Origin of the sequence: Mycolicibacterium komossense, from assembly GCF_025822605.1 — a bacterium.
GTDB classification, from domain to species: Bacteria; Actinomycetota; Actinomycetes; order Mycobacteriales; family Mycobacteriaceae; genus Mycobacterium; species Mycobacterium komossense.
In genome coordinates this window covers 92,564-117,429 of the sequence record NZ_JACKTY010000033.1, presented here as the reverse complement: position 1 = coordinate 117,429, position 24,866 = coordinate 92,564, and the positions used below count along the sequence as shown (strand labels likewise).

At 64.8% G+C, this 24,866-nt stretch carries 26 protein-coding genes; 18 read left to right on the top strand and 8 right to left on the bottom strand.

The features are described 5' to 3' along the window. Positions 1-85 precede the first annotated feature (85 nt). From H7J73_RS21140 to H7J73_RS21130, 3 genes are all read right to left on the bottom strand, one after another. A complete protein-coding gene (locus tag H7J73_RS21140) occupies positions 86-673 on the bottom strand; it encodes a DJ-1/PfpI family protein (protein WP_264069615.1) in 588 nt (195 codons plus the stop codon). 184 nt (positions 674-857) lie between these two features. Then, positions 858-1,076 carry a heavy-metal-associated domain-containing protein gene (locus H7J73_RS21135; RefSeq protein WP_264069614.1) on the bottom strand — a complete coding sequence of 73 codons (219 nt, stop codon included), beginning with the start codon at positions 1,074-1,076 and terminating at the stop codon, positions 858-860. Next, positions 1,073-3,406, bottom strand: coding sequence for a heavy metal translocating P-type ATPase (locus H7J73_RS21130; RefSeq protein WP_264069908.1), 2,334 nt, complete (start codon positions 3,404-3,406; stop codon positions 1,073-1,075). The genes H7J73_RS21135 and H7J73_RS21130 overlap by 4 nt, the downstream gene beginning before the upstream one ends. Before the next feature lie 94 nt (positions 3,407-3,500). Here H7J73_RS21130 and sigC point away from each other — a divergent pair, with 94 nt between their 5' ends. Then, the gene (gene sigC, locus H7J73_RS21125) at positions 3,501-4,055 is read left to right on the top strand and encodes an RNA polymerase sigma factor SigC (protein WP_264069907.1); all 555 of its coding nucleotides are present in this window, start codon (positions 3,501-3,503) and stop codon (positions 4,053-4,055) included. Here sigC and H7J73_RS21120 read toward each other — a convergent pair. Both H7J73_RS21120 and nicT read right to left on the bottom strand, forming a co-directional pair. Beyond that, positions 4,045-4,527 (bottom strand): hypothetical protein, encoded by a 483-nt coding sequence (locus H7J73_RS21120; protein ID WP_264069613.1) that lies wholly within the window; start codon positions 4,525-4,527, stop codon positions 4,045-4,047. The two genes, sigC and H7J73_RS21120, sit on opposite strands and share 11 nt — an antisense overlap. 39 nt (positions 4,528-4,566) lie before the next feature. Further along, entirely contained in the window at positions 4,567-5,691 is a 1,125-nt protein-coding gene (gene nicT, locus H7J73_RS21115) for a Nickel transporter NicT (protein ID WP_264069612.1), read from the bottom strand. 246 nt (positions 5,692-5,937) lie between these two features. On the opposite strand from nicT, the gene H7J73_RS21110 reads away from it, so the two are divergent. From H7J73_RS21110 to H7J73_RS21065, 10 genes are all read left to right on the top strand, one after another. After that, on the top strand, positions 5,938-6,510 hold the full coding sequence (locus tag H7J73_RS21110; protein WP_264069611.1) for a DUF5134 domain-containing protein: 573 nt from the start codon (positions 5,938-5,940) through the stop codon (positions 6,508-6,510). Between the two features lie 44 nt (positions 6,511-6,554). Further along, positions 6,555-7,250, top strand: coding sequence for a YcnI family protein (locus tag H7J73_RS21105; protein WP_264069610.1), 696 nt, complete (start codon positions 6,555-6,557; stop codon positions 7,248-7,250). Positions 7,251-7,339: 89 nt separating this feature from the next. Then, positions 7,340-8,815, top strand: a complete 1,476-nt coding sequence (locus tag H7J73_RS21100) for a copper resistance CopC/CopD family protein (RefSeq protein ID WP_264069609.1) — start codon at positions 7,340-7,342, stop codon at positions 8,813-8,815. A gap of 48 nt (positions 8,816-8,863) precedes the next feature. Further along, a complete protein-coding gene (locus tag H7J73_RS21095; RefSeq protein ID WP_435405549.1) occupies positions 8,864-9,208 on the top strand; it encodes an ArsR/SmtB family transcription factor in 345 nt (114 codons plus the stop codon). Positions 9,209-9,240: 32 nt separating this feature from the next. After that, positions 9,241-9,954: an energy-coupling factor ABC transporter permease gene (locus H7J73_RS21090; RefSeq protein WP_264069606.1), complete on the top strand. Its 714-nt coding sequence runs from the start codon at positions 9,241-9,243 to the stop codon at positions 9,952-9,954. Beyond that, positions 9,951-10,331 (top strand): PDGLE domain-containing protein, encoded by a 381-nt coding sequence (locus tag H7J73_RS21085; protein WP_264069605.1) that lies wholly within the window; start codon positions 9,951-9,953, stop codon positions 10,329-10,331. Before H7J73_RS21090 ends, H7J73_RS21085 begins: the two co-directional genes overlap by 4 nt. After that, entirely contained in the window at positions 10,331-11,107 is a 777-nt protein-coding gene (gene cbiQ / locus H7J73_RS21080) for a cobalt ECF transporter T component CbiQ (RefSeq protein ID WP_264069604.1), read from the top strand. Before H7J73_RS21085 ends, cbiQ begins: the two co-directional genes overlap by 1 nt. Further along, a complete protein-coding gene (locus H7J73_RS21075) occupies positions 11,092-11,871 on the top strand; it encodes an energy-coupling factor ABC transporter ATP-binding protein (protein WP_264069603.1) in 780 nt (259 codons plus the stop codon). The genes cbiQ and H7J73_RS21075 overlap by 16 nt, the downstream gene beginning before the upstream one ends. A gap of 159 nt (positions 11,872-12,030) precedes the next feature. Further along, positions 12,031-12,369: a heavy-metal-associated domain-containing protein gene (locus tag H7J73_RS21070; protein ID WP_435405548.1), complete on the top strand. Its 339-nt coding sequence runs from the start codon at positions 12,031-12,033 to the stop codon at positions 12,367-12,369. Between the two features lie 124 nt (positions 12,370-12,493). After that, positions 12,494-12,856 carry a BlaI/MecI/CopY family transcriptional regulator gene (locus H7J73_RS21065; RefSeq protein ID WP_264069602.1) on the top strand — a complete coding sequence of 121 codons (363 nt, stop codon included), beginning with the start codon at positions 12,494-12,496 and terminating at the stop codon, positions 12,854-12,856. Positions 12,857-13,105: 249 nt separating this feature from the next. On the opposite strand, the gene H7J73_RS21060 is transcribed toward H7J73_RS21065, so the two are convergent. Both H7J73_RS21060 and H7J73_RS21055 read right to left on the bottom strand, forming a co-directional pair. Next, the gene (locus H7J73_RS21060; protein WP_264069601.1) at positions 13,106-13,783 is read right to left on the bottom strand and encodes an energy-coupling factor ABC transporter permease; all 678 of its coding nucleotides are present in this window, start codon (positions 13,781-13,783) and stop codon (positions 13,106-13,108) included. Positions 13,784-13,831: 48 nt separating this feature from the next. Next, on the bottom strand, positions 13,832-15,799 hold the full coding sequence (locus tag H7J73_RS21055; protein WP_264069600.1) for a cytochrome c oxidase assembly protein: 1,968 nt from the start codon (positions 15,797-15,799) through the stop codon (positions 13,832-13,834). Between the two features lie 250 nt (positions 15,800-16,049). Here H7J73_RS21055 and H7J73_RS21050 point away from each other — a divergent pair, with 250 nt between their 5' ends. Together H7J73_RS21050 and H7J73_RS21045 are read left to right on the top strand one after the other, a co-directional pair. Beyond that, a complete protein-coding gene (locus tag H7J73_RS21050) occupies positions 16,050-16,697 on the top strand; it encodes a DUF5134 domain-containing protein (protein WP_264069599.1) in 648 nt (215 codons plus the stop codon). Between the two features lie 118 nt (positions 16,698-16,815). After that, positions 16,816-18,438 carry a PepSY-associated TM helix domain-containing protein gene (locus tag H7J73_RS21045; protein ID WP_264069598.1) on the top strand — a complete coding sequence of 541 codons (1,623 nt, stop codon included), beginning with the start codon at positions 16,816-16,818 and terminating at the stop codon, positions 18,436-18,438. Positions 18,439-18,473: 35 nt separating this feature from the next. On the opposite strand, the gene H7J73_RS21040 is transcribed toward H7J73_RS21045, so the two are convergent. Further along, the gene (locus H7J73_RS21040) at positions 18,474-19,226 is read right to left on the bottom strand and encodes a DUF2275 domain-containing protein (RefSeq protein WP_264069597.1); all 753 of its coding nucleotides are present in this window, start codon (positions 19,224-19,226) and stop codon (positions 18,474-18,476) included. Between the two features lie 389 nt (positions 19,227-19,615). Between H7J73_RS21040 and H7J73_RS21035 the strand changes: the two genes are divergently transcribed. The 5 genes from H7J73_RS21035 to H7J73_RS21015 all read left to right on the top strand — a co-directional run bounded on the left by H7J73_RS21035 (position 19,616) and on the right by H7J73_RS21015 (position 24,843). After that, the gene (locus H7J73_RS21035) at positions 19,616-20,236 is read left to right on the top strand and encodes a superoxide dismutase (protein ID WP_264069596.1); all 621 of its coding nucleotides are present in this window, start codon (positions 19,616-19,618) and stop codon (positions 20,234-20,236) included. A 26-nt stretch (positions 20,237-20,262) separates the two neighbouring features. Further along, entirely contained in the window at positions 20,263-20,529 is a 267-nt protein-coding gene (locus tag H7J73_RS21030; protein WP_264069594.1) for a hypothetical protein, read from the top strand. Between the two features lie 197 nt (positions 20,530-20,726). After that, the gene (locus H7J73_RS21025; protein WP_264069593.1) at positions 20,727-23,018 is read left to right on the top strand and encodes a carbon starvation CstA family protein; all 2,292 of its coding nucleotides are present in this window, start codon (positions 20,727-20,729) and stop codon (positions 23,016-23,018) included. Next, complete coding sequence (locus H7J73_RS21020) at positions 22,964-23,155, top strand: YbdD/YjiX family protein (protein ID WP_264069592.1); 192 nt, start codon at positions 22,964-22,966, stop codon at positions 23,153-23,155. The genes H7J73_RS21025 and H7J73_RS21020 overlap by 55 nt, the downstream gene beginning before the upstream one ends. A gap of 227 nt (positions 23,156-23,382) precedes the next feature. Beyond that, positions 23,383-24,843, top strand: coding sequence for a DEAD/DEAH box helicase (locus H7J73_RS21015; protein ID WP_264069591.1), 1,461 nt, complete (start codon positions 23,383-23,385; stop codon positions 24,841-24,843). The last annotated feature ends 23 nt before the right edge of the window (positions 24,844-24,866 follow it).

The following is a 24,866-nucleotide window of genomic DNA, read 5'->3' as shown; positions in this document are numbered from 1 at the left end:
CTCACATCTGAGGTAGTCGGCGACCGGACGTGAATAGTTCCATCGAGGTCGCTGCGGTTCCCACCCCAGCCTTCGACAGCAAGGACTACACGGGCGGTTCTGGCTCGTACTGGATCGCGCGCTTGACCTGTCGGGCCCGGTCCACTCCGGCCAGTCGGACAACTAGATGCAGCGCCATATCGATGCCGGCGGATACGCCTGCAGCGGTGATGATGTCGCCGTCATCGACGTAACGCTGATCGCGGCGCACGTCGATGGTGGGGTCGAGTTGAGCGAGGACGTCGAGCGATCCCCAGTGCGTTGTTGCCGGCCGGTGGGAGAGCAGGCCGGCTGCCGCGTATACCAGCGATCCAGTGCACACACTGGTCAGCAACGGGACAGTAGCTCGCTGGCCGCGTACCCAGTCCAACTGCGCCTCATCGTGCAGCTGCGGGCGGGTGCCCTGACCACCCGGATAGACCAGCACGTCCAGAGGTGGTGCGTCGGCGAACGAATGATGCGCGTTCACCTCCAACCCCTTCGCGCACCGCACCGGCCCCCCGGGGGCGGATAGGCAGGACACTGTGTAGCCGTCGTCCGGGAAGTAGCGCGTCCACGATGAGAGCACTTCCCATGGTCCGATCGCGTCGAGTTCCTCGACATCGGGGAACAGCACGATGCCGATGTGTTTCATTGACTCCACCTCCTTGACGGGGGCTGGACCGGTGGACACGTTGATGTCTCACTGTCGTACATGCCCCGCAGTTGAGCTCGACCGATCTCACCTCACACCACAGAAGCACCCGGAGTGCTACGGATACCATTCTGCGACACAGCTTTTGACGATCGCCATCCACCCCTCAAATGCAAAGCCGCAATCAGCCGACGATTGCGAAGTTGCCCTTGCTACCAAGAAGCGACTGGACAGCGTCGCGGCTGACAGGTGGTTCTGCCTCGACAGTCACGGTCGAGGTGCCGTCGGGGTCGAGGTCGACACCGACAGAGCTCACCGTCGGCAGACTACTGAGCGCATCCGTGACCGTGTCGACACAGCCTTCACAGCGCAGACCCGTCACGGCGAATTCCTGAATTGTCATTGTCTCCCTAGCACTTCGGACTCTGGATCCACACTTGTTGGCATTGAGGTCATCCCGGTGGCCGGGTCGAGCCGACCTGCGCCGGAGGCGATGTCAGCCCGCGCGAAACTTCTCAACCGCAGGCTGTTGGACACCACGAAGAATGACGAAAAGGCCATCACGCCACCGGCAATCAACGGATTGAGTAGACCGGCCGCCGCAATGGGGATGGCCGCGATGTTGTAGCCGAACGCCCACACCATGTTCACCCGGATGGTGTGCAAAGTGGCCCTCGCCAGCGCGAGCGCCTGCGGAACAGTCTCCAGGCTCTGACGCACCAAAATGATGTCGGCAGCGCCGATCGCCACGTCGGTGCCGCGCCCGATCGCCAGGCCCAGATCCGCGCTGGCCAGCGCGGGCCCGTCGTTGATGCCGTCGCCGACCATCGCGACGATCCGGCCCCGAGCCTGCAGTTGATCGATAACGGCAACCTTGCCGTCGGGCAGCACCTCGGCGATGACCTCGTCGATGCCCACCTGGTCGGCGATGCTTTGCGCCGCAACCGGGTTGTCGCCGGTCACCATCAACGTGCGCAGCCCTCGCTCCCGCAATTCCCTGATCGCCGCCGCCGCGGAATCCTTGACGACATCGGCCACCCCGATCGAGCCGCACACCACGCCGTCGATCGAGACGAAAACCACTGTCTGGCCGGAGGCTTCACCGCGATGGCGCGCGTCGACGAGTTCGCGGGGCACTTCGCGATTACGGGCGACCCACGCCGGCTTGCCGACCTCGACCTGGCGGCCGTCCACGACTCCGCTCGCACCGCGGCCGACTGCAGACCGGAAACCCGTCACCTCCGACAGCGACAAAGGTTGCGCCGCACGGACGATAGCGATAGCGACCGCATGCTCGGAGGCACTCTCGACGGCAGCTGCCGCGGCGAGCACGTCGTCTCGCTCCCAGCCGGCGGCCACCGACACGGCGGTCATCGTCAGCTGTCCGGTGGTGATGGTGCCCGTCTTGTCGAAGATGACGGTGTCGACATTGCGCACCGCGTCCAGGGCCTGGTGCCCCTTGAGGAAGATCCCCAACTGCGCCCCTCGCCCCGAGGCCACCATGAGCGCCGTCGGCGTCGCCAGTCCCAAGGCACACGGGCACGCGATCACCAACACGGCCAGCCCGGCGGATATCGCGCGGTCGACGTCGCCGGCCATCAGCAGCCACGCGGCAACAGTCACCGCCGCGATGGCGAACACAACGGGAACGAACACCCCGGCGATCCGGTCGGCGAGGCGTTGTGCGTCCGCCTTGCCTGATTGAGCCTTCTCCACCAATCGCATCATCGCGGCGAACTGGGTATCCGGCCCCACTGCGGCAGCCTCGACAACCAGCCGACCATCCAGTGCCAGCGTGCCACCCACCACGGCGGATCCAGGACCCGCCTCCACGGGTTGAGCTTCTCCGGTCATCGCGCTCATGTCGACGGCGGCCTGGCCGCTGACAACAAGGCCATCGGCAGCGATGGTCTCGCCCGGGCGCACCACGAACTGCTGTTGCTCCTTGAGTTCACTGACCGGGATCCGCAATTCGGAACCGTCGGCCAGCACCACCGAGACATCTTTGGCGCCCAGCGCCGCCAAAGCGCGCAGCGCCCCGCCGGCCTTGGACTTGGCACGGGCTTCGAAGTACCGCCCCGCCAGGATGAACACCGTCACACCGGCGGCAACCTCGAGGTAAATGGAGTCCGCACCCATGATCGCGTGCCACACCCCCGGCTCGGCGGCCGCGCGGGGTCGCCAGAAGATGGCGTAGAGCGACCACAACGTCGCGGCGGTAATACCGGTGGAGATCAAGGTCTCCATGCTGGCGCCGCCGTGTCGCAGGTTCTTCACTGCCACCCGGTGGAACGGCCAGGCCGCCCACGTCACAACCGGTGCAGCCAGCACCACCAGCAGCCACTGCCATCCCGGGAACCGCGTGCCCGGCATCGTGGCGAACAAGATCGACAGATCGGCGAGCGGGACGAACAACACGATGGCAACCACGAGACGGCGGAACAGGCTCCTGGCTCGATCCGACTCCGGATCATCAAGGCCGTCCGGGAGTGACGTCCGTTCGCTGGCTGGATAACCGGCCTGTTCAACCAGCTCACAGAGTTCGCCGGAGTCGACGGCGGGCTCGGCATCGATCGTGGCGACCCCCGTCGCGAAGTTGACCGACGCGCGGACACCAGGAACTTTGTTGAGGGTCCGCTCCACCCGGCTGGCACAGGCCGCGCACGACATTCCCGACACCGCCAGCTCGATGCGCCGCACCTCATGGACGCTGTCGTTGTCGCTGTCCACCATCGTCGTCACCGTCGTCCTCCTTGGTCACTGCAGTTGGTCGGCCATGCCCGGCCCAGAGTTCCCAGTGGGCCGTCAACAGATAAGGTCCTTAATCGTGACCTCCCGCGGCGACGATGACCAAGTTACCGCTTTGGCGATTGCTGCAGGCCACGGCGATGCGCGCGCGCTGGAGGATTTCATCAGGGCTACCCAGCGCGACGTGTGGCGCTTCACCGCGCACCTCGCGGATATCGCGAGCGCGGACGATCTGACCCAGGAGACTTTTCTGCGGGCGATCAAGTCATTGCCTCGCTTTTCCGGCCGATCGAGTGCCCGGACGTGGCTGCTGTCGATCGCGCGCCGTGCCGCTGTCGACCAGGTCCGCTACAACCAGGCCAGGCCCCGGATAACCCACGGTGCCGACCTTGAACAGGCGGCCAACCGTCAGCGCTCCCCACGCGGATTCGAAGACCTCGTCGAGGTGAACGTTCTCCTGTCGGGCCTCGATAGCGACCGTCGGGAAGCCTTGCTGCTGACCCAAGTCCTCGGGCTGTCCTACGCGGAGGCGGCAGCGGTCTGCCAGTGTCCGGTCGGCACCATTCGATCGCGGATCGCCCGCGCCCGCGAGGATCTTCTCGGTTCGGCCCAACAGGACGATCTCACCGGCTGACTCGGCGGTCGGTAGCCACCCTCATATCGGGCTGTGAGCGATCCAGCGGTATCGCGACGACGCTGGACCACGCGAGCCCCAGCGCGGTCGCGGCCAGAACGCCCATCGGGGCCCACCAGGACAGGCCGCTGGGACCTGTCTGCTGCGACCACACCGCCGCCAAGCCTGTCACCAAGGCAAGCGCATCGAAATAGAGCGCGAGGCAACTCCAGCGAAACCGCTTGCGCGCCAACGCACACAGCGAGACCCCGCATGCCATTACGAAAACCGTCGTCGCGACTACCGAGAGCCAGTCACCGTTGAGGCCGTCGCGTGCGGAGCGAACACTGAACCGACCGCCGAGAAACGCCGACGTCGCCAGCACCAATACTGCGGCTATGACGACGAGGCGCAAGATCCGACCGATGTACACGTCTTCGAGAACGCGACGCTCGATCGAGCGAAACGTCCGCGTGAACTCATCTGCCTGCACGGGCATTAAGTCGGGCAGAACTAGCGAAGAGTTCCCGCGCTAGGACGCACCTCCGGATGGCGTGGCCTGCCAACGCTTCTCGACGCCGGCGATCTTCCAGTAGCTCACCGCGCACAACCAGGTGATGACAAACAGTCCGACAATCGCAAAGCCGGCGTTGTTGAGATCGATCGCGCTGACCCAGTTGGTAACCGGGTCCTGCAGTTCTAGGTCGTCGTGCAGAACTGAGATCAGTTCGATGCTCCCGATCAGCAATGCGACCGCCACCGAGAGCCCGGTGATGGTCATGTTGTAGTAGATCTTGCGGACCGGATTGGCGAACGCCCAGTCGTAGGCCACTGTCATGAAGAGTCCGTCCGCGGTATCCATCAGGCTCATGCCTGCGGCGAACAGTACCGGCAGCACCAGGACCGCATACCAAGGCAAACCGGCCGCGGCTCCGGTGCCGGCCAGCGCGAGTAACGCGACTTCGGTGGCCGTGTCGAAGCCGAGACCGAACAGGACACCGACCGGGTACATCTGGGCCGGCCGCTTGATGCGTTTCATGATGGGGCGCAATATCCGGGCGAGGAATCCGCGATTATCCAGCGCGTCTTCGAGTTCCTGCTCGTTGAACTGTCCCCTGCGAAGCCCGGTGAACACCCGCCAGATACCGATCAGAGCGACGAGGTTGATGATGCCGATCAGCCAGAGAAACCCGCCGGAGGCCAGAGTGCCGGCCAGCCCGAGAGCGTTTTTGACCGGAGAGTCATCGTTGAGTAGTGAACTGACAGCGCGGGTTCCCGCGACCACCAGTACTGCCATCAACAGCACCATGGTCGAATGCCCCATCGCGAACCAGAAGCCGACCGATTTCGGCTTGCTGCCGTCGGCCATCAGCTTGCGCGTGGTGTTGTCGATGGCTGCGATGTGATCGGCATCGAAGGCGTGCCGCAGGCCGAAAGTGTAAGCGGTGACACCGAGTCCGACGCCGAACACCTGCGTCCCGACCTGATAGTGGTTGGGCGCCACAAACAGCAGCAACGCACCGAAGCCCACGATGTGCAGGGCGGCGATGACGGCGGTCAGCGCGCCGACCTCGAGCCAGTCCCTGCGGTTCCAGGAGGCGACGAGACGATGAACCATCGCCCCGGAGGACGGAGTGGCTGAAACTGAATCGGGCATGAGCTGAGGCCCAACTTTCCGGGGTGTGCGCGCCCCACTGTGGGTCCGCGAGCGACGGGTCTGGCTTCCGAGGTGCCGACATGGAGTCGATTCCTCGGACACAGTGGCGCGACCGCACCGGATTGACACCGGTTTCCGCACTGCTCACGATGAACGATTGAAATTTAGCCCAACCGATGCCGGGATGCCCAACCGCACAGCAAACTCCCAGGGAACCATTCGGGTGGATGCGCCGACCTCTACTGCATGGCAGTGCTTGTGCCTTGGGCACTGACGGCTGTGTTCGCGACCTGCGCTGGGCTCTACCTGGCGCAGTGCCGTGCTGCGCGCAGCTGGCAAGCCCGGATCGCGTGGTCGTTGCATGCGCTGATGGCAACGGCAATGATCGCTACGGCGTGGTCATGGGGCATGGCCATCTCCCCCCTGATTTATGTTCTGGTCTTCAGCGCATCTGCGTTGTACTTCGCTTATCTGGGTCTGTACGACACTCGCCTGGGTCACGCCTTCTATCACGCCGCGATGATGGGCTCGATGGTGCTGATGGCGGTCGCTATGCCGCCGTCGATGATGCCGCCGGCCTCCGGAGCCGGCGCGATGGCCGGTATGCAGCACGTGAACATGACCGGCGGTAGCAATGTCACTGTCGAATCGCTCGGCACACCGTTGTGGGTGGTGGGGACCTGCGGGATGTCGGCCGCGCTCTTCTTCGGCGCCGCGCTGCGGTCATTCTTCGTTCTGATCCGCGGACCGCAGCGGCCCTATGCCAATCTGCTGATGACGGCGGGGATGGGGGTGGCCTTCGCAGCCCTCATCTCCTGATTTCGCGTGCCGATCAACATGGACACCAGTAAGGACATCACACCGTGAGAAATGTATTACGCACTACCGCAGCAACAGTCGCGGCAGCGATCGCAGCGATCGGGTTCGCCGCACCGGCCCTGGCCCACGTGGAAGTATCCGGAACCGACGCGAACCAAGGGGGGTACGGCGTCGTGACGTTCCGGGTGCCCTCGGAATCCGACACCGCATCGACGACAGAACTACGCGTCACCCTGCCCGACGACTCGCCGATCTTGTCGGCAGCTGTTCAGCCCAAGCCCGGCTGGACCGCGACTGTGACCAAGAAAAACCTGGCCACACCGCAAAAAGATGACGACGGCAATCCGGTGACCCAATATGTGTCGGTGGTGGACTGGAAGGCCGACACTCCACAGGCGGGAATCCCGCCGAATCAGTTCGACGAGTTCAACCTCTCCGTCGGTCCGCTCCCCAAGACAGCCAGCATGTCGTTCCCTGCGGAGCAGTTCTACAGCGATGGCACGACAGTGAACTGGAATCAGAAGGCCGCCGAAGGCCAAGCTGAGCCGGAGCACCCCGCTCCGACGCTGACGCTGGCGTCGGACACATCGGAGAAGAACGCGGATGCTCCAGCGGCCAGTGCGATGCCGCTGTCGCATGACAGCGGGCCGGCATGGCCAGGTATCGCCGGACTGGTCATCGCGATCATCGCGGCGTTACTCGGAATCGCGAATCTGGCGTTACTTCGCCGCAAGAGTTGAGATCGTGTGCGGCGCTGCTGACAGCTGCGATATCGGCACTGGCGATACTCGTTCTGACAGCAGCGCCGGCAAATGCTCACGCCGTACTGGTGGCCAGCTCACCAGAGGACGGCGCCCGCGTTGATTCGTCCCCGGCAGCGGTCACGCTGACATTCGATGAGTCCGTCCGATTGGTACCCGGTGCAGCACAGGTCATCTCGATGACGGGCGACCGGGCCGACAGCGGCTCGGCCCAGTTGTCGACCGACGGCACCACCGTGGTGATCCCGCTGAAACCACATGTGCCGCAGGGTAGCTATGCAGCGACCTGGCGGGTGGTCTCCGCGGACACCCACGTCGTCTCCGGATCGATCAGTTTCGGCATCGGTCAGGACGCCGGCGCCCCGGCGGTCGCCCCGGCCGACCGCTCGGGTTCGCTGACCCGCACCGCCGACATTGCGGGCGGCGTCGTGGACGTCGGGCTGGTGCTGTGCGCGGGTCTCGCGCTCGTCTGCCGGATACTGTGGCCCTGGGCGCTGGGACTGGTCCGGATCCGAATGCTGATCGGATGCGGCTGGGTTATCATCGGCCTCGCCACGGTCACGCAATTTCTCATGCAAGGACCCGAGGCGCTCAATCTGGGCTGGTCGGCGGCATTTTCGACTGATGCGCTCAACGAGACGCTGAGCTCCCGCACTGGTGTCGTTCTCCTTGTCCGTGTCGTCCTCATCGCCATGCTGGGCATCGCGTTGCGTCGGCCACAACGTGGGTGGACCGGCGTGGTTGCAGCGTGCACCGCAGGTGTGACTGTGACGGTGGTGATCTGCGGTCATGCCGGAGCAGGTGAGCAGATGTGGCTCGCGACACCGGTGACTGCGGCGCACGTCGTGGCGATGACCGTGTGGTTGGGCGGACTGGTCGCGCTCCTTGTCGCCGTGCTGCCGTCGGGCCGTACCGACAACCTGCGCCGTTGGTCGTCGACGGCGTTCGCCTGCATCTCGGTGCTGATCCTCAGTGGCGAGTACCAGGCGTGGCGTCAGGTCCAGCCGGTGGAGGCGCTGTGGTCAACCGGATACGGCATCACGCTGACAGTCAAGCTTTCGCTCGTCACGGTCATGCTGGCCGTCGCCTACATCGGGCAGCGACGACTCGATCCGAAAGTGTTGCGGCGCACCGTCCCCGCAGAGATGGTGCTGGGTCTGGCCGTTCTGGTAGCGACAACGGCTCTGATATCGCAGGCTCCGGCCCGCACGACCTTCGGGCCGCCGGTGTCGTTGACAGCACCACTGGATAGCCGATCAGCGCGAATTCACATCGACACGACCCGCCGCGGGCCGACCTCGATATCGGTCACCGCACTCAACCCGCAGGGCCGCCCGACGGCCGCCGAAGCGGTCAGTGGCACGCTCTCGTCCGACGATGCGGGGGTCGCCGCCCTCAAGGTCAAATTCGAGCCGACGGCTGGCGGAGAGTGGCGCAGCACCTACGCCGTTGTGCCACTGCCGGGTTCGTGGACACTGAACCTCACCGTCGAGTTCAGTACATCCGATGCCGTCGTCACATCAGCAGCCTTCCGGGTCTGGTGACCGGAAGCGCACTCCGACGACCGGGTCAACTGGACTAGATTCGGTGTGGTGGAACGCGGGGACGAGGTGACGAAAGTGTCGTCGGCGCTGTCCGATGTCGACATCGCGGGGTGGACTCGTCGCTTCGATCTGCTGTCGGATCCCAACCGAATGGAAATCCTGCTCAGTCTGCACCGCACCCCTGGAATCTTCGTCGGTGACCTGGCGGCAGAGCTCGGCCGCTCGGAGAACGTCGTTTCGCAGGCACTCCGGGTGCTGCGCCGACAGGGCACCGTGAGTTCCACCCGCGTCGGGCGTGCGGTGGGCTACCGATTAGAAGATCACACGCTGCACGACCTGCTGCACTGGATCGGCGCCGAGCACCGCGATCCTGGTGTTCATCTGAACAGCTAGACAGAGTTTACAGCGGGTCCTAAGCTTTCCGGATGAGTACGGTCTATACGGCAATGCACATGAGCGATGGCATCGTCGACGCTCCGACCTCGGTGATCTTCGGGGTTATCGCCGTGCTCGTGATCGGCGTCTGTGCGTGGCGGGCGCGCACCGAACTCGACGAGCGCACCGTCCCCCTGGCGGGTCTGGTGGCTGCCTTCATCTTCGCGGTACAGATGGTGAACTTCCCCATCCTGCCCGGTGTGAGCGGGCACCTTCTCGGAGGTGCCCTCGCCGCGATTCTGGTCGGCCCGTACACCGGCGCGCTCTGCATTTCCATCGTGCTGGTGGTGCAGTCCCTCCTGTTTGCCGACGGAGGTGTGACAGCTCTCGGAACCAACATCACCAACATGGCGCTGATCGGGGTCGCCGCCGGCTACACCTCAGCGCTACTGATGTATTCGATCGCTCGCCGCCGCACCAAGAACATCTCGGTGCCCGCGTTGGGGATCATCGCGTTCCTCGCCGCGGTAATCGGAACCGTCTGCGCATCAATGGGTTTCGTTCTTGAATATGCCATCGGCGGTGCAGCCTCGGCGTCGTTGGGGACAGTGGCGACCTACATGTTGGGCACTCATGTGCTGATCGGTGTCGGCGAAGGCGTCATCACCGCTTTGACCGTGATGGCCGTGGCCCGATCGCGACCGGACCTGGTGTATCTACTGCGACGTAGCCGCGCTGCGCGCCAGGAAGCGGTTTCGGTATGACCACCGCACCGCATCGCCGCTGGGCGTTTTGGGTCGCGTTTGCGGCAGCCACCGTGATCATCGCCGGCATCGTGTCCTATTTCGCCAGCTCAAGTCCGGACGGCCTGGACTCCGCGACCCTCAAAGGTTGCGAGGTCGTCGAGGTCGACGGTGCCGAAGAGTTGACGGGTAGCTGCATCGCCCAGAACGCCAAGGAACACGCGATGTCCGCATCCCCGTTGGCCGACTACGCGGTAGAGGGGAACAAGGCCACCAGCGGCATCGCCGGGATCATCGGCGTCCTGGTCACGGTTGCGGTAGCGGGAGGGGCCTTCTGGCTGATCGCGCGCACCAACAAGCCCGCCAAGGTAAAGCCCACCACGACGACAGGCCAGTAGTGGGAGCGGGCCACGCTCACCCGCTCTATCGTGATGGTGACTCGGCCGTTCATCGGGCGCCCGTCGAGGTCAAGATCGCCTGCCTGCTGGTGTTCGTCCTCGCCGTGGTCGCCACCCCTCGGGAGATGTTCTGGCCCTTTGCGATCTACGCGGCGATAATTCTTGGCGTCTGGAGCATCGCGCGGATTCCACTGCAATGGATCCTGCCCAGGATGCTGATCGAAGCGCCGTTCCTCATTCTCGCTGTACTGCTGCCGTTCTCCGAGGGCGGTGACCGAATTGAGTTTGCGGGACTGCATCTTTCGGTGACCGGCCTGTATGCGGCATGGGGAATCGTCATCAAGGGCACGCTGGGAGTCGCGGGGTCACTGACCCTTGCGGCCACCACGTCCGTGCGTGAACTTCCGGCCGGACTGAGCCGGCTCGGGGTGCCCGCATTGATCACCTCGATGCTGGTACTGATGATCCGGTACGTCGACCTGCTGTCGGCTGAGGCCACCCGGATGCGGATGGCACGGATGTCGCGCGGCGACTCCCCTCGTGCTCTGAACCAGGCCGGGGCCATCGCCAAGGGCGTGGGTGCGCTGTTCCTGAGATCCTACGAGCGAGGCGAGCGGGTGTATCTGGCGATGCTGTCGCGGGGATTCGACGGCCGGATACCGGATTTGGCGTCCGTCGGCGCCGGAGCCAGAGCAGGTACGACACAGTGGTGTCTGGTGATGCTGCCGGCCGCTGCCGCGGTCACGGTGTCTGCCGCTGCATGGGTAAGCCGTTGAGCGCGGGCACTATTCGAGTACACGGCCTGCACCACGCGTACCCCGACGGGCAGGTGGCGATCAGTGGTGTCGACCTCACCATCGCGGCAGGCGAGCGCGTCGCGCTGCTCGGTCCCAACGGCGCCGGCAAAACGACGCTGATGCTGCACCTCAACGGGGTCCTGACAGCCACATCGGGATCGGTCGAGATCAGCGACATACCCGTCGTGCGCAAGAACCTCCGGGATGTCCGCCGACGCGTCGGGCTGGTGTTCCAAGACCCCGACGACCAGCTGTTCATGCCCACAGTCGCACAGGACGTCGCGTTCGGCCCGGCGAACTTCGGCCTGCGCGGCGAAGAACTCGCCATCCGGGTGCGCGACGCACTCGAAGTGGTGTCGCTGACCGATCTGGCCGATCGCAGCCCTGCTCACCTCTCGGGAGGGCAGCGGCGTCGCGCAGCCCTGGCCACCGTACTGGCCTGCGACCCCGAGATCCTGGTACTCGACGAGCCGTCCGCCAATCTGGACCCGGTAGCGCGGCGAGAGCTCGCCGAGACGCTAATGACTTTGACAGCAACACTTTTGGTGGTCACCCACGACCTGCCGTATGCCGCACAGCTGTGCGACCGCGCCGTGGTGATGGATGCCGGTGCGGTGGTCGCCGACGGCGACGTTCTCGACGTGCTGGCCGATACCGACCTCCTTGCGCGGCATCGCCTCGAATTGCCGTGGGGTTTCACGATCGACCACGTTCGGTCGATCCCCCGTCAGGTGAGGCGATAGCGCCCGGCGAACGTCCGGCCCCAACCGGGCCGGGGACGCCTGATGCCCACCGGTTGACGGTATTCCGCCTCGGCTGGGAACCCTTGCCGGACCCCACACGACCTCTACTGCACAGGGTGGCAGAAGCCGCCGCGGCAGTGAGGAATGGCGTTGACCGAAATGACTACGCCCGTGGACGAGGCGCCAGGAATCCGACGAATCCACCTTGAGGTGAGCGGCATGTCCTGCGGGATGTGCGCAGCACGTGTCGAGAACAGACTCAACAAGATCGAAGGAGTCCGCGCGTCGGTCAAGTTCGCGACCAAGGTTGCCACCATCGATGCCGGCCGCGATATCAGTGTCGCCGAACTCTGCGACGCTGTGCGGAAAGTCGGTTACGGCGCGGAGCTCAGCAGCGTTGAGAGCGAGGATCTCGACGCAGGCCGCCCGCCTGGCCCGCTGCGACAGCTCATCGCGGTCGCAATGCTGCTCATCCGCTGGATCACCCATCGTCTGTGATGGTGATCGCATCCGGCATCTCGGCCGAACCATCACGAAAATCAGCAGCCAGGGAACCAGACCCTGCTTCCGCACGACTCTGTAGCCATAAGCCCGTGCAGTGGAGTCGGCGAGGGAGGCAGAGATGGCGAGGCTGAAACGTCTGGGGGATCTCGAGCGTGCGGTGATGGACCACCTGTGGGACACCGACGAGCCACAGACCGTACGGCAGGTTCATCAAGCACTGTGCGTTGAGCGGGCGCTTGCCTACACCACCGTCATGACAGTCCTCCACCGGCTTGCCGGAAAAAGCCTGGTTGTCCAGATCCGTGCCGATCGCGCCTTCAGATACGCACCAACACATGGCCGTGACGAGCTGGTCGCCCGGTTGATGGTCGACGCATTGGATCAGGTAGCCGACCGGTGCGGCCGGGATGCCGCACTGGTGCATTTCGTCGGCCGGGTCGGAGTCGACGAAGCCGCTGCGCTGCGCCGCGCACTCGCCTAGCACCGCGCACGCTCGCCGTCAGAGGAGACGTTTCCGCAAGAGACGGGTTGTGCGCCGGCGCGGTGTTGTCTGGACACTGCACCGACCACCCGGTCAGATTTACGTTTTGGTGGTCGATCCGCACTGGCACGTGGTTCCGCAGTTGCACCGCGGTCCACACGTACAGTTCGGATTGCCGCAATCGTTATCAGTGCTGTCGTTTTCCATGACTCGAAGTCTATGCGCGCCGGGGCTATAGACCCGCGATATCTACGCCGGGCTGAAGAGCCGTCGCTCCAGCATCGGATTGTTCTGCACGCGGCGCAATCCCTTCGCGCAAGCCAGCACTCCGAGATCGGCTAGTGGCTCGACCAGGATCACGAGTAGATAGGCTCCACCGAAGGTGCTGATCGCCAAGACATTGGCGAGAGCAAAACCCTGGCCGTAGAGTGCCCAGAACGCCACCCAGGACACGATTCCCGCTTGATAGGTGGTCGAAAGCGCCAGCGCCTGGCGGTATTTGAGTTCCACGTACGGCGTGTTCGGCGCAATCACCTTGTGCGCGGCGAACTGCAGTGCGAACAGCGGGACGAGCAAGGTCGTCACATTCATGCCGTACTGGGGTAGATCAAATGGAGCGAAGAACAAGCCTTGAATGAGCAGTCCGAATGCCAGGCCGAAGGCTGCGGGGGCGGCGCCGAAGATCAGGAACAGGGTCGATCCGAGAATCAGGTGCACCTCGGAGATTCCCACCGGGTAGTGCGGAAAGACCTGAAAGAAGACGAAAACCAACGCAGTGGTTGCGACGGTGCGTCCCAGCAGCGCAACAGGCCCGCGATCGCGAATGAGCTTCCAGGCCAAGCTCATTGCGTAGGCACCCGCACCGGTGGCCGTCACGTAGCTGAGGATGATCTTCGGCCCCTCTACGAGCCCCGGTTCGATATGCATGCGCAGATTAGACCACAGCCCGCAGGGAGTTCACAGCTAGCCGAAAGGTTAGCGACGGGTGCGCGACAGCTCGCGCAGCATGGCGTTGTACGCCTCGAGGTCGTCGTCGTTGTGATAAGTGTCGGACTGGCGGTCGACCCGCGCGCTGTCGCGCCGATCTTGGCGCGCCCACTGGGTGATCAACGCAACCACGACGATAAGCACGGGCACTTCGCCCGCACCCCAGGCAATTGCGCCGCCGAGCCATTGGTCGCGCGTGAGACTCTCGAGCCAGGGCAGACCCAGATGCCCGTAGAAGGTTTTGCCGATGATCGAAGTCATGCTCATGGTGGCGATGCCGAAGAAGGCATGAAATGGCATGACCGCGAACAACAGGCCCAGCCGCGCCAAAAACGGCAGCCGGCGCGGGCCCGGATCAATCCCGATGATGCCCCAATAGAACAGGTAACCGGTGATCAGGAAATGGGCACTCATCAACTCGTGCCCCCAGTGGTATCGGGCCAGAGTGCCGAACAGCGGGGTGAAATACACCAGGTACAGCGAGCCCACGAAGATCACAAAAGCGGTTGCTGGGTGCGCGAAGAAGCCGGTGAACTTGGACTGCAGAACGGTCAGGAGCCATTCTCGTGGCCCCGGCCGCGAACCTGCGGGTGCGGCAGGCAGTATGCGCAGCGCCAGGGTTGCCGGGGCGCCGAGCACCAATACCACCGGGATGAACATGTTCAACGCCATGTGCTCGCCCATGTGCACGCTGAACATCGCCGATCCGTAGGCCTTGACCCCCGAGCTGCTGACGAACAGCAACGCTGCACAGCCAATCAGCCAGGCAACGGTACGTCCCGGCGGCCAGGCGTCGCCGCGCCTGCGTAGCCCGATGACGGCGATGAGGTAGGCGGCTGCCGCGAACACCGCGGCGGCGCCGATCACGATGTCCCACCGCCACATCGACAGCAGGGTGACAAAGTTTGGCGGGTCGGGAAGTTCGTAGCCGAGGTAGACGTCCCACGACGTGAACCGATGCGCCAGCAGTGCTGGAGCTGTGCGGACCGCCATTGCCGAGGTCGCCCCCACCACCGCGATCATGGCGAGCGCTCCTGCCAGATCCACCCGCTGATACGCCCGACCGTTGCGACGCTGTCGGTGCAGTGCGACGGCGTCGGAGATGAAGACGGCGAACAGCAGCACTGCCGCGATCACGCCCCAGCGGCCATAGGCGGTGGTGAGCACGTAGCGGGCCGGCACAAGCAAACCCAGCAGCGGCATGCCGTATCCGAGGGCAACGCCGCCGGCGATGACCATCACGATCCGCAGCCGCCGATCCCCCTGGGACAGGGACGCCGCCACCTTGGTGCCGAGCAGGACTGCCGCGGCGATGGCGAACATGATGACGGCGCCGGTGGCGTAGTCATGGTTCGGGCCGGTCGCCGCGTTACCCGTGACGGGCACCGCCATCACCGCCGTTGCCGCCGGAAGTACCAGGACCGCATGGGTGATCCACAGGAGAGACCAGCGCAGGAACAGCGCCACCAGGAGCCCGCAGAATGCCGTCACGATCCAGGCGGCCGCTCGCTGATCGGCGGCAACCGCGTCGGGAATGGCGCTACTCGTAATGAGCCGGATGACTGACACACCAGCATCGTCAGCCGCTGAGACGACCACCATCGCCATCGCACACACTGCCCAGGCCGCTGCCGCTCGTTCGGCGAGCACGTGCACCCGGAACACTCCGGCGTCGATGAGGCCCCGGGAATCAGGACGGGCGCCCACCAGGATGTAGACGATGGCGCCCAGACACAACCCGCCACAGAGCGTCCCCAGAAAGGTTCCGGCCTGCATGAGTGCGCTGGTCGTCAACCCCGCAGGGGAGTCCCCGGTTTCGAGGTACTTGCTGTCACCGGATACCACGACGTAGACCGTCAGCGCCGCCAGCACTGCGCCGCCGGCAGCGAGCAACGCTGCGGTGATGGCCTTACTCGGCGCGGCGGGCGGGGCAACGACCGCGGCGGTGTCTGTCATGTCCGAACCGACCTTCCGTGACCACGACAACGTGCGTCACGGCCTCGTGGGCAAGTGTACGACGTCGTGTCGTATTGGCTTGCGGAGCTCAGCACTGAATGATCTCGACGGGAACTTTCCGGTGGTCGGTAGCGACCACTGACAAGCTCGCATCCGCGGCTCCCCCGAGAACTGAAGGCCGGAGATTGAAACAGACGCACTTGCCAACTCCCCCGCAACCGACACATGGTGAAGCCGGTGGGGCCGGAACGTGATCGCCGATCTCACGCTTCGATGGGTTGTCACCATCCTGTTCGCGCTGAGCTTCGCCGAGTGTCTTTACGCACTTGCCGCTGGTCACCGGAAGTGGACCCACGCCGTCGGTCATGCACTACACCTGGTGATGGCAGCCGCGATGATCGTGATGGCCTGGCCGATCGGAATGGAACTGCCGAACCGGCCGCCGATGGCGTTTTTCCTACTGGCGACGCTCTGGTTCGGCGGAATGGCGGCGCTGGGTTCACCAGGCCCTGTCGAACGGCTCGGCAACGAGTACCACGCCGTGATGATGGGTGCGATGGCATGGATGTATGCGGTGATGGACGGCGCGCTGTTACCCGGTGGCACTGACGGTTCACCCGGTGGCGACGTGCCCTCTGCGTCGATGCCCGGAATGCCAGGTATGGCGATGCCATCCGCCACTACGTCGGGGCACCCGGCTGAGCCTCAGTGGATCACCGCAGTCAACTGGATGGTCACCGTCGGATTCGCCATAGCGGCTGTGTGGTGGCTTTACCGATACGTCGTCCAACGGCGAAAGGACTCCACAGCGGATTGCGGATTGCTTGCACACGCCGGAACCCTCTGTCAGTCGTTCATGGCTGCGGGCATGGCGATCATGTTCGGCGTGATGCTCTAAGGCGCCGCCGACTGCCGGTGCCGTGGGAACTAAGACCGCCCCGGCGACGACCAACAACCTGACAAGTCTGTTCAGGGCTCGGTGATAGCGCCGGTCCGCGCAATCCATGGAGAATCCAGTGGCAACCGCTGTACATACGAAGCCCAATGGCCAGGCCGCCCTCCTGCGCCGGATCTGGCGATTGCACTTCTGGGTGGGGTTGTTCGCCGCACCTGTCCTGGTAGTGCTGGCCTGCACCGGTTTGGTGATCCTCTACAGCCAGCCGTTGGACACCCTGCTCAACCGAGATCTGCTCGTGGTCTCACAGGGCCCCGAGACGATTCCCCTCGACGAGCAGGTCAGGGTCGCCCAGCAGCACGTAGCTGCCGACTACGCCCTCGACGCCGTTACACCGCCGCAAGACCCAGGCCGGTCGACCCAGATCGACTTTCTCCGCCCGACCGCTCCGGAGTATCCGAACGGCGAGGCCAATCTGACTCAGGTGTTCGTCGATCCGTACACCGGCCAGTATCTCGGTCAACGCAGTCAGCTGTCCGGGCTGGTGGGCTGGGCCAATCAAATCCACCGGATGTTCGGCAACGACGGGCCCAAGGTTCAGCTGCCGTCACTGGGACATCTGATCGCACCGTCGGCCTATCCAGCCGCCACCATCCCGGTCGGCGTGGGCAATCTCTGGATGGAACTGACCGCGGGATGGATTCTGGTGTTGCTGGCCAGCGGCGTCTTCCTGTGGTGGCCGCGAGCGATCCAGAGCACCAAGCCACTGCTGCGGATCCGGTGGCGTAGCGGCGGTCGAGTTCGGTGGCGCGACCTGCATGCGCTGACCGGGGTGGTGATCGCGGTGATCCTGATCTGCTACATCCTCTCCGGGCTCACCTGGTCGCGCTACTGGGGCGAGAACTGGCGAGCCTTCGCCTCGACGGTGACTCCGTCGACCGAGATCGATGCCCCCTCGACGCCGGCCAAGATGGGCGATTACGACCGGCTCGGTCGGCGGATCGCCTGGGCTGCCACCGACGACCCGGTGCTCGCGTCGGATCCCGGGACGGCTCCCGGCCCGGCCCCACTCGGATTCGCCGAGATCGACCGGATCGCCAAGGACGAGCACATGGTGCCTGGTTACTCGATCATCCCGCCGTCGGACACGACCACCGACGGGGACACGGTCTATGGCAGTTACACCGTGGTCAACCACTGGCCCCAGAAGGTCTCGGAACAGCGCACCCTTTACCTCAATCAGTTCACCGGAGCGACCATTGCCAACGCGACCGCGGCCCAGGACGGGGCGCTGTCGCGGCTGACCAGCTTCGGCATCGCCATGCACATGGGCAACCAACTCGGCTGGCTCACCCGTATCTCGGCCACCGTCGCATGCCTGGGCGTGCTGATCAGCGTGCTCACCGGGTTCCTGATGTGGTGGAAGCGCCGTCCCAAGGGCGGCACCGGGCTGCCCCGCAACACCAACGAGACCACCCGTGCCGCCACGCCAAGAGGCGCTGTCATCGCCATCGGCGCCACCGCGGTCACGCTCGGGGTGCTCTATCCCATCTTCGGTGTCTCGCTGCTCGTCGTGGCGGCCATCGAGGCCGCTCTCACCGCGTGGCGGGTATCCCAGGCCGACGGGACTGACACGACGACAGCGACCGATGCCGGCGACGATGCTGTCCCCGCCGAGGCGGATGGTGAAGAAGCGGGCATCGCCGAAGGCGGCGACGACATTCCGGCCGGGGCGATGCACTGAGCTGGTGATGCGCTGAGCTGATTGCGGCTTTGGGGCTAGGCCGCTGAGTCGGTGCTCGATCGTAGGTGTCCGCGGCGGCGGCCGCGGCGTGCGTTGCCGGGCAGGACGATATCGTCGGCGGTGTCGCCGGCCGATGCTGCGGGCGGGGTTGGCCTGCCGTGGCCGAACTGGCGGTACACCAGTGCCGCCAAGACCGCGCCGCCGATCACCGGAAGATGACTGAGCACGCGGATCTCGGTGACCTGTCCGGCCAGTGAATCGGCGACCACATACCAGCCCAACACCACCGCGAAAATGCCTACCACGCAGGCGATTCCCGCCGCCGCGACGGGCCACGCACCGGCGATGATCATCGCCAACCCCAACGCGAAAGACCACGCGGTGGTCTCGTTCATCAGGTGCTCGCCATTCATCGCACCGCCGTGGTGCGCCGCGGAGGTGAGCATCCCGAAATCGGCGCCATCGATCTGGGCGAGCGCGATTATCAGCTGCACCACCCCGACCGCGATCAACGCACCCCGGGCACCGTAGCGACGGGTCCGGCGCGCCCATCGGCGGTAACGCCCGACGGGCGCGATTCCCGCGGCCAGCAAGATCGCCGCCGACAAGTCCGGACGCGCCTGCGCCGGCCGTAACGTCACACTCTTGGCCTGCTCGTCAGCCAGGATGTACCAGGCACAGCAGTCCCGACAGGTCTGCAGATGCTCATCGACCCGCGCGGCCGGCACCGGCTCGCGTTCGCCGTCGATCCGCGCAGACAACGCTTCCCGCGCCACATCGCACTGCATACCGTCCATCGTCCCGCACAAAAGCCCCCCAGCCAACGTCAGCAGCCGAGAAAGCCGGGAATTGTCGGTCGGGCCGACCCTGCGGGACCTGACGGGCTCTGCTTCAAGCATCGAAATCGTTGCGCTACAGAGATTCCTACGATTATTGGACGGGTCGGCCGTCGCGCCAGCTCCTGCCCTGAAGACAAGTCGCTCAGTGATGTGCTGCATCGACGTCGCGCGCGGCCGCCCGTTATTCCAAACTAACACAGCAACACATGAACAGGTAGACAGATGAGCCACCGGGACCATATCCTGCGACGGGAGCGACTGCACGAAGCCGACCACGCGCCGCTTCAGGCGCGCCGAGGCGACGGGCAACCGACAACTGAACACCAGAGAGGACTCTCATGGCTGAATACACCCTGCCGGACCTGGACTACGATTACGCCGCCCTCGAACCGCATATTTCCGGTCAGATCAACGAGATTCACCACAGCAAGCATCACGCGGCCTATGTGAAGGGCGTCAACGACGCGATCGCCAAGCTTGAGGAGGCCCGCGCCACGGGCGATCACGGAGCGATCTTCCTCAACGAGAAGAATCTGGCGTTCCACCTCGGCGGTCATGTCAATCACTCGATCTGGTGGAAGAACCTCTCCCCCAACGGCGGCGACAAGCCGATAGGTGGGCTGGCCGCCGCCATCGACGACCAATTCGGGTCGTTCGACAAGTTCCAGGCTCAGTTCACCGCCGCCGCCAACGGGCTGCAGGGCTCGGGCTGGGCAGTCCTGGGCTACGACACACTAGGTCAGCGCCTGCTCACCTTCCAGCTCTACGACCAGCAGGCCAACGTGCCGCTCGGCATCATCCCGCTACTCCAGGTCGACATGTGGGAGCACGCGTTCTACTTGCAGTACAAGAACGTCAAGGCCGACTACGTGAAAGCTTTTTGGAACGTCGTGAACTGGGCCGACGTGCAAGACCGGTTCGCCGCCGCCACCAGTAAGACCCAGGGCCTGATCTTCTAGCGTCATTACCGGATGGAAGGCCTGCCATGGCCGACGACGAAAAGACTCGGTGGGCCATCGATGTGATGACCGCCTGGAGCGACGGCGATCACAACGGTGAGTTCTTACATGAACGAATCGACGCCTACCTCGCCGAACCCGATGGAACTGCGGGGTTGATCACCGGCCTCGTCAATCTCTCTGGCCTGCTGTTGATGGGTATGGAGATGACCACCGGCAAGGGCGGCTGCGAGACGCTCCAGGCCATCGCGTCGACAGTCTCGCGTCAGGGGTCACCGCCCGCCTGCGAATGACGGGTACCACGATTCAGGTAGCGCGGCCATCATCGGCAGTAGCCCCTTGGGCGTCCTGGTAGGCGGCCAGACTCCATTGCGCCAAGGCGATTTCGGCCTCATGGAGTGAGCACCCCACCGATTCGGCCGCGACCGCTCGATGAGGCATGACAAGATCGGAGCGCAGATGATCGAACCGGCTTAAACGAGGGGGCATCGTGGCTTCACCGACCGCCGCACCAGATCGTATCGAGAACACCGATGGGGACATCACCTACATCCGGACCGATAAGGATCTCCCGGCCGTCGCCGTGATCGACCGCTCGCCGATCACGCTGAGGCACAAGATCATCTTCACCGTGATCGCCGTACTCGGCGCCGTCGCGTGGGCCGTCATCGCCTTCTTCCGTGGCGAGACGGTCAACGCGGTGTGGTTCGTGATCGCGGCCGTCTGCACCTATGTCATCGGGTACCGGTTCTACGCGCGGCTGATCGAGATGAAGATCGTCCGGCCGCGCGATGAACAGGCCACCCCTGCCGAGATCTTCGAAAACGGCACCGATTACATGCCCACCGACCGACGGGTGCTCTTCGGTCACCACTTCGCCGCCATCGCCGGCGCCGGTCCGCTGGTCGGGCCGGTACTGGCCACGCAAATGGGCTTTCTGCCCGGAACCATCTGGATCATCGTCGGCGCACTGGTCGCGGGCTGTGTCCAGGACTATCTGGTGCTGGCGATCTCGGTGCGCCGGCGGGGGCGCTCGCTCGGCCAGATGGCACGCGACGAGCTGGGCGTGATCGGCGGTGCGGCGGCGATCATCGGGGTGCTCGTCATCATGACGATCCTGCTGGCGGTCCTCGCGCTCGTGATCGTCCAGGCCCTCGCCCAGAGCCCGTGGGGACTGTTCTCCATCTCCATGACCATCCCGATCGCCCTGTTCATGGGCGTCTACCTGCGGTTCCTGCGGCCCGGCCGGGTGTCGGAAGTCTCGCTGATCGGTGTCGCGCTGCTGTTGCTCGCGGTGGTATCCGGTAACTGGGTAGCCCAGACTTCTTGGGGCGCAGACTGGTTCAGCCTCTCTCCGGTGGCGTTGTCATGGTGCATCATCATCTACGGATTCGCGGCATCGGTGTTGCCGGTGTGGTTGCTACTGGCGCCGCGTGACTACCTCTCCACCTTCATGAAGGTCGGGACGATCGTGCTGCTGGCCATCGGGATCCTGATCGCCCGACCGGTGATGCAAGCTCCGGCGGTCTCCCAGTTCGCCACCAGCGGTACGGGTCCGGTATTCGCCGGCTCACTGTTCCCGTTCCTGTTCATCACGATCGCCTGCGGTGCACTCTCGGGCTTCCACGCGCTGATCTCCTCCGGCACCACCCCCAAGCTGCTGGAGAAGGAAGGCCAGATGCGGCTGATCGGCTACGGCGGCATGCTGACCGAGTCGTTCGTGGCCCTCATGGCGCTGATCACCGCGTCGATCCTCAACCAGCATCTGTACTTCGCCATCAATGCCCCCGCCGCCCAGACCGGATCCACCGCGCAGACCGCCGCCGATTACGTCAATGGACTCAAGCTCAGTGGTGCGCCGATCACGGCGGATCAGATCACCGCGGCCGCCGACAGCGTCGGCGAGAAGTCGATCGTCTCGCGCACCGGCGGGGCACCCACGCTGGCGTTCGGGATGTCGGAGGTACTGCACCGCGTCTTCGGCGGCGAAGGGCTCAAAGCCTTCTGGTACCACTTCGCGATCATGTTCGAGGCGCTGTTCATCCTGACCACCGTCGACGCCGGGACCCGGGTGGCCCGCTTCATGCTCTCGGACGGGCTGGCCAACCTGGGCGGCCCGCTGCGGCGGCTGCGCAACCCGAGCTGGCGGGTGGGCGCCTGGGCCTGCAGCGTCATGGTGGTCGCAGGCTGGGGCAGCATCCTGCTGATGGGGGTAACCGACCCTCTGGGCGGGATCAACACACTGTTTCCACTGTTCGGAATCGCCAACCAGTTGCTCGCCGCGATCGCACTGACAGTGGTGACCGTGGTCGTGATCAAGAGCGGCCTGCTCAAATGGGCCTGGATTCCCGGCATCCCGCTGGTGTGGGACCTGGCGGTCACCCTGACAGCCTCGTGGCAGAAGATCTTCTCCGGCGATCCCAAAGTCGGCTACTGGACTCAGCATTTCCAGTATGTGGCCGCCAAAGAAGCGGGTAAGGCCACTTTCGGCTCGGCGAAGAACGTCGACCAGATCAATGCTGTGATTCGCAACACCTTTATCCAGGGCACGTTGTCGATCGCGTTCGCGGTGTTGGTGCTGATCGTGGTCGGTGCTGGAATCATGGTCGCACTCAACGCGATCGGCGGCCGCGGCCGGCCTCTCTCCGAAGACGAGGCGGTACCGTCGCGGTTGTTCGCCCCGTCGGGCATGATCCCGACCGCAGCCGAGCGGGAGGTGCAGAGACAATGGGACGCGTTACCGAAATCGGCCGCCAAATCCGTTGGTACTGGGGCTCATTGATGGGCGACAACCACTACGACCGGTACGTCGAGCACCGTCGTCGCAGCCATCCCGGCGAGCCGGTATGCACTGAACGGGATTACTGGCGGATGCGGCACGCCGCGTCGGAATCGAACCCCTCCGCGCGCTGTTGTTAAGCGGTTCCGCGCGGGTGCGGTAAAGTAATGCCAACGCCTGAGTCTCGTGACGAAACACAGGTACGTCGTGGAACGCTTCTTAACCCCTAACCGGGTTAATCCTTAATTGGGCACAGCTCTTCTCGCGGCGATCGATATTGCCCACCGGCAATCTCGCCACTTTGTGCCTGTCCTCGACGAGTTCGTCGCTGCCATGGCGCACCCGATGCCTGAAAGGCACCGACATCGTGACCGTGCAACACACATCAGACAAAACTTTTGCCGATCTCGGCGTACGGGAACCGCTGGTGCGGGCCCTCTCCGAGCGTGGCATCACCCAGCCCTTCCCCATCCAGATCGAAACCCTGCCCGACACTCTGTCCGGCCGTGACGTCCTCGGCCGCGGTAAGACCGGTAGCGGCAAGACGCTGGCCTTCTCGCTTCCGCTGGTGAGCCGTCTCGCCGATGGCCGCAGACAGGCGAACAAGCCGTCCGGCCTCGTGTTGGCTCCCACCCGTGAACTGGCCACCCAGATCACCGCAACGCTGGAACCGCTTGCGGCCGCCTACAACTTGAAGATCACGACGATCTTCGGTGGTGTCTCGCAGTCGCGTCAGGTCGCGGCGCTGCGGGGCGGGGTCGACATCGTAGTGGCCTGCCCCGGCCGCCTCGAGGACCTCATGCGTCAGCGCCTGATCACACTCGACGCCGTCCAGATCACCGTGATCGACGAGGCCGACCACATGGCCGACCTAGGCTTCCTGCCCGGCGTCACGCGCATCCTGGCGGCCACTCCGAGCGGCGGCCAGCGGATGCTGTTCTCCGCGACGCTGGACAACGGTGTCGACAAGCTGGTCAATCGCTTTCTGCAGAACCAGGTTTCACATTCCGTCGACGAAGAGAACTCGCCCGTCGCCGCGATGACCCATCACGTCTTCCACGTCTCGGGTGTCGAAGCCAAGCGCAAGCTGGTGCAGCACCTCGCCTCAGGTACCGGTCGCCGAATCCTGTTCATGCGCACAAAACATCAGGCTCGCAAACTGGCCAAGCAGCTCACCGATTCCGGTGTGCCCTCGGTGGATCTGCACGGCAACCTGTCGCAGCCCGCCCGGGATCGCAACCTGGCCGCCTTCACCAGCGGTGAGGCCCGGGTCCTGGTGGCCACCGATATCGCCGCCCGCGGTGTGCATGTCGACGATGTCGAGCTGGTCGTCCACGTCGATCCGCCGATGGAACACAAGGCTTACCTGCACCGCTCCGGCCGCACCGCTCGTGCCGGTAGCTCGGGCGATGTGGTGACCGTGGTGCTGCCCGAACAGCGCAGGGACACCAACGCCCTGTTGCGCAAGGCCGGCATCAACGTCAAGCCGCAGGAAGTCGTCGCCGACTCCGCACCCGTACAGGCTCTTGTCGGCGAGCTCGCGCCGTACCAGGCACCGCCGGCGGTGAAGGCCGCCCCACCACAGCAGCCGCAGCATAACCGTCGCCCCTCTTCCGGCGGCGGCTCCAGCCGCGGGGCTCGCGGCGGTGGCGCCCGTGGCGGCGCAGCACGCAGCAGCGGAACTCCGGCCCGCGGTGCCGGTTCGTCGGCACGTACTGGCACCACCTACGGTGCGGGTGCGACGCACAGCTCCGGCGTACCGCGCGGCGGCAACTCCGTTCGCCCCGAGCGCAGGCGCTCAGATCGTCCGCAGCAGAACTCCCGCTAAGTCTGGTACTGGGCCGCGACCAG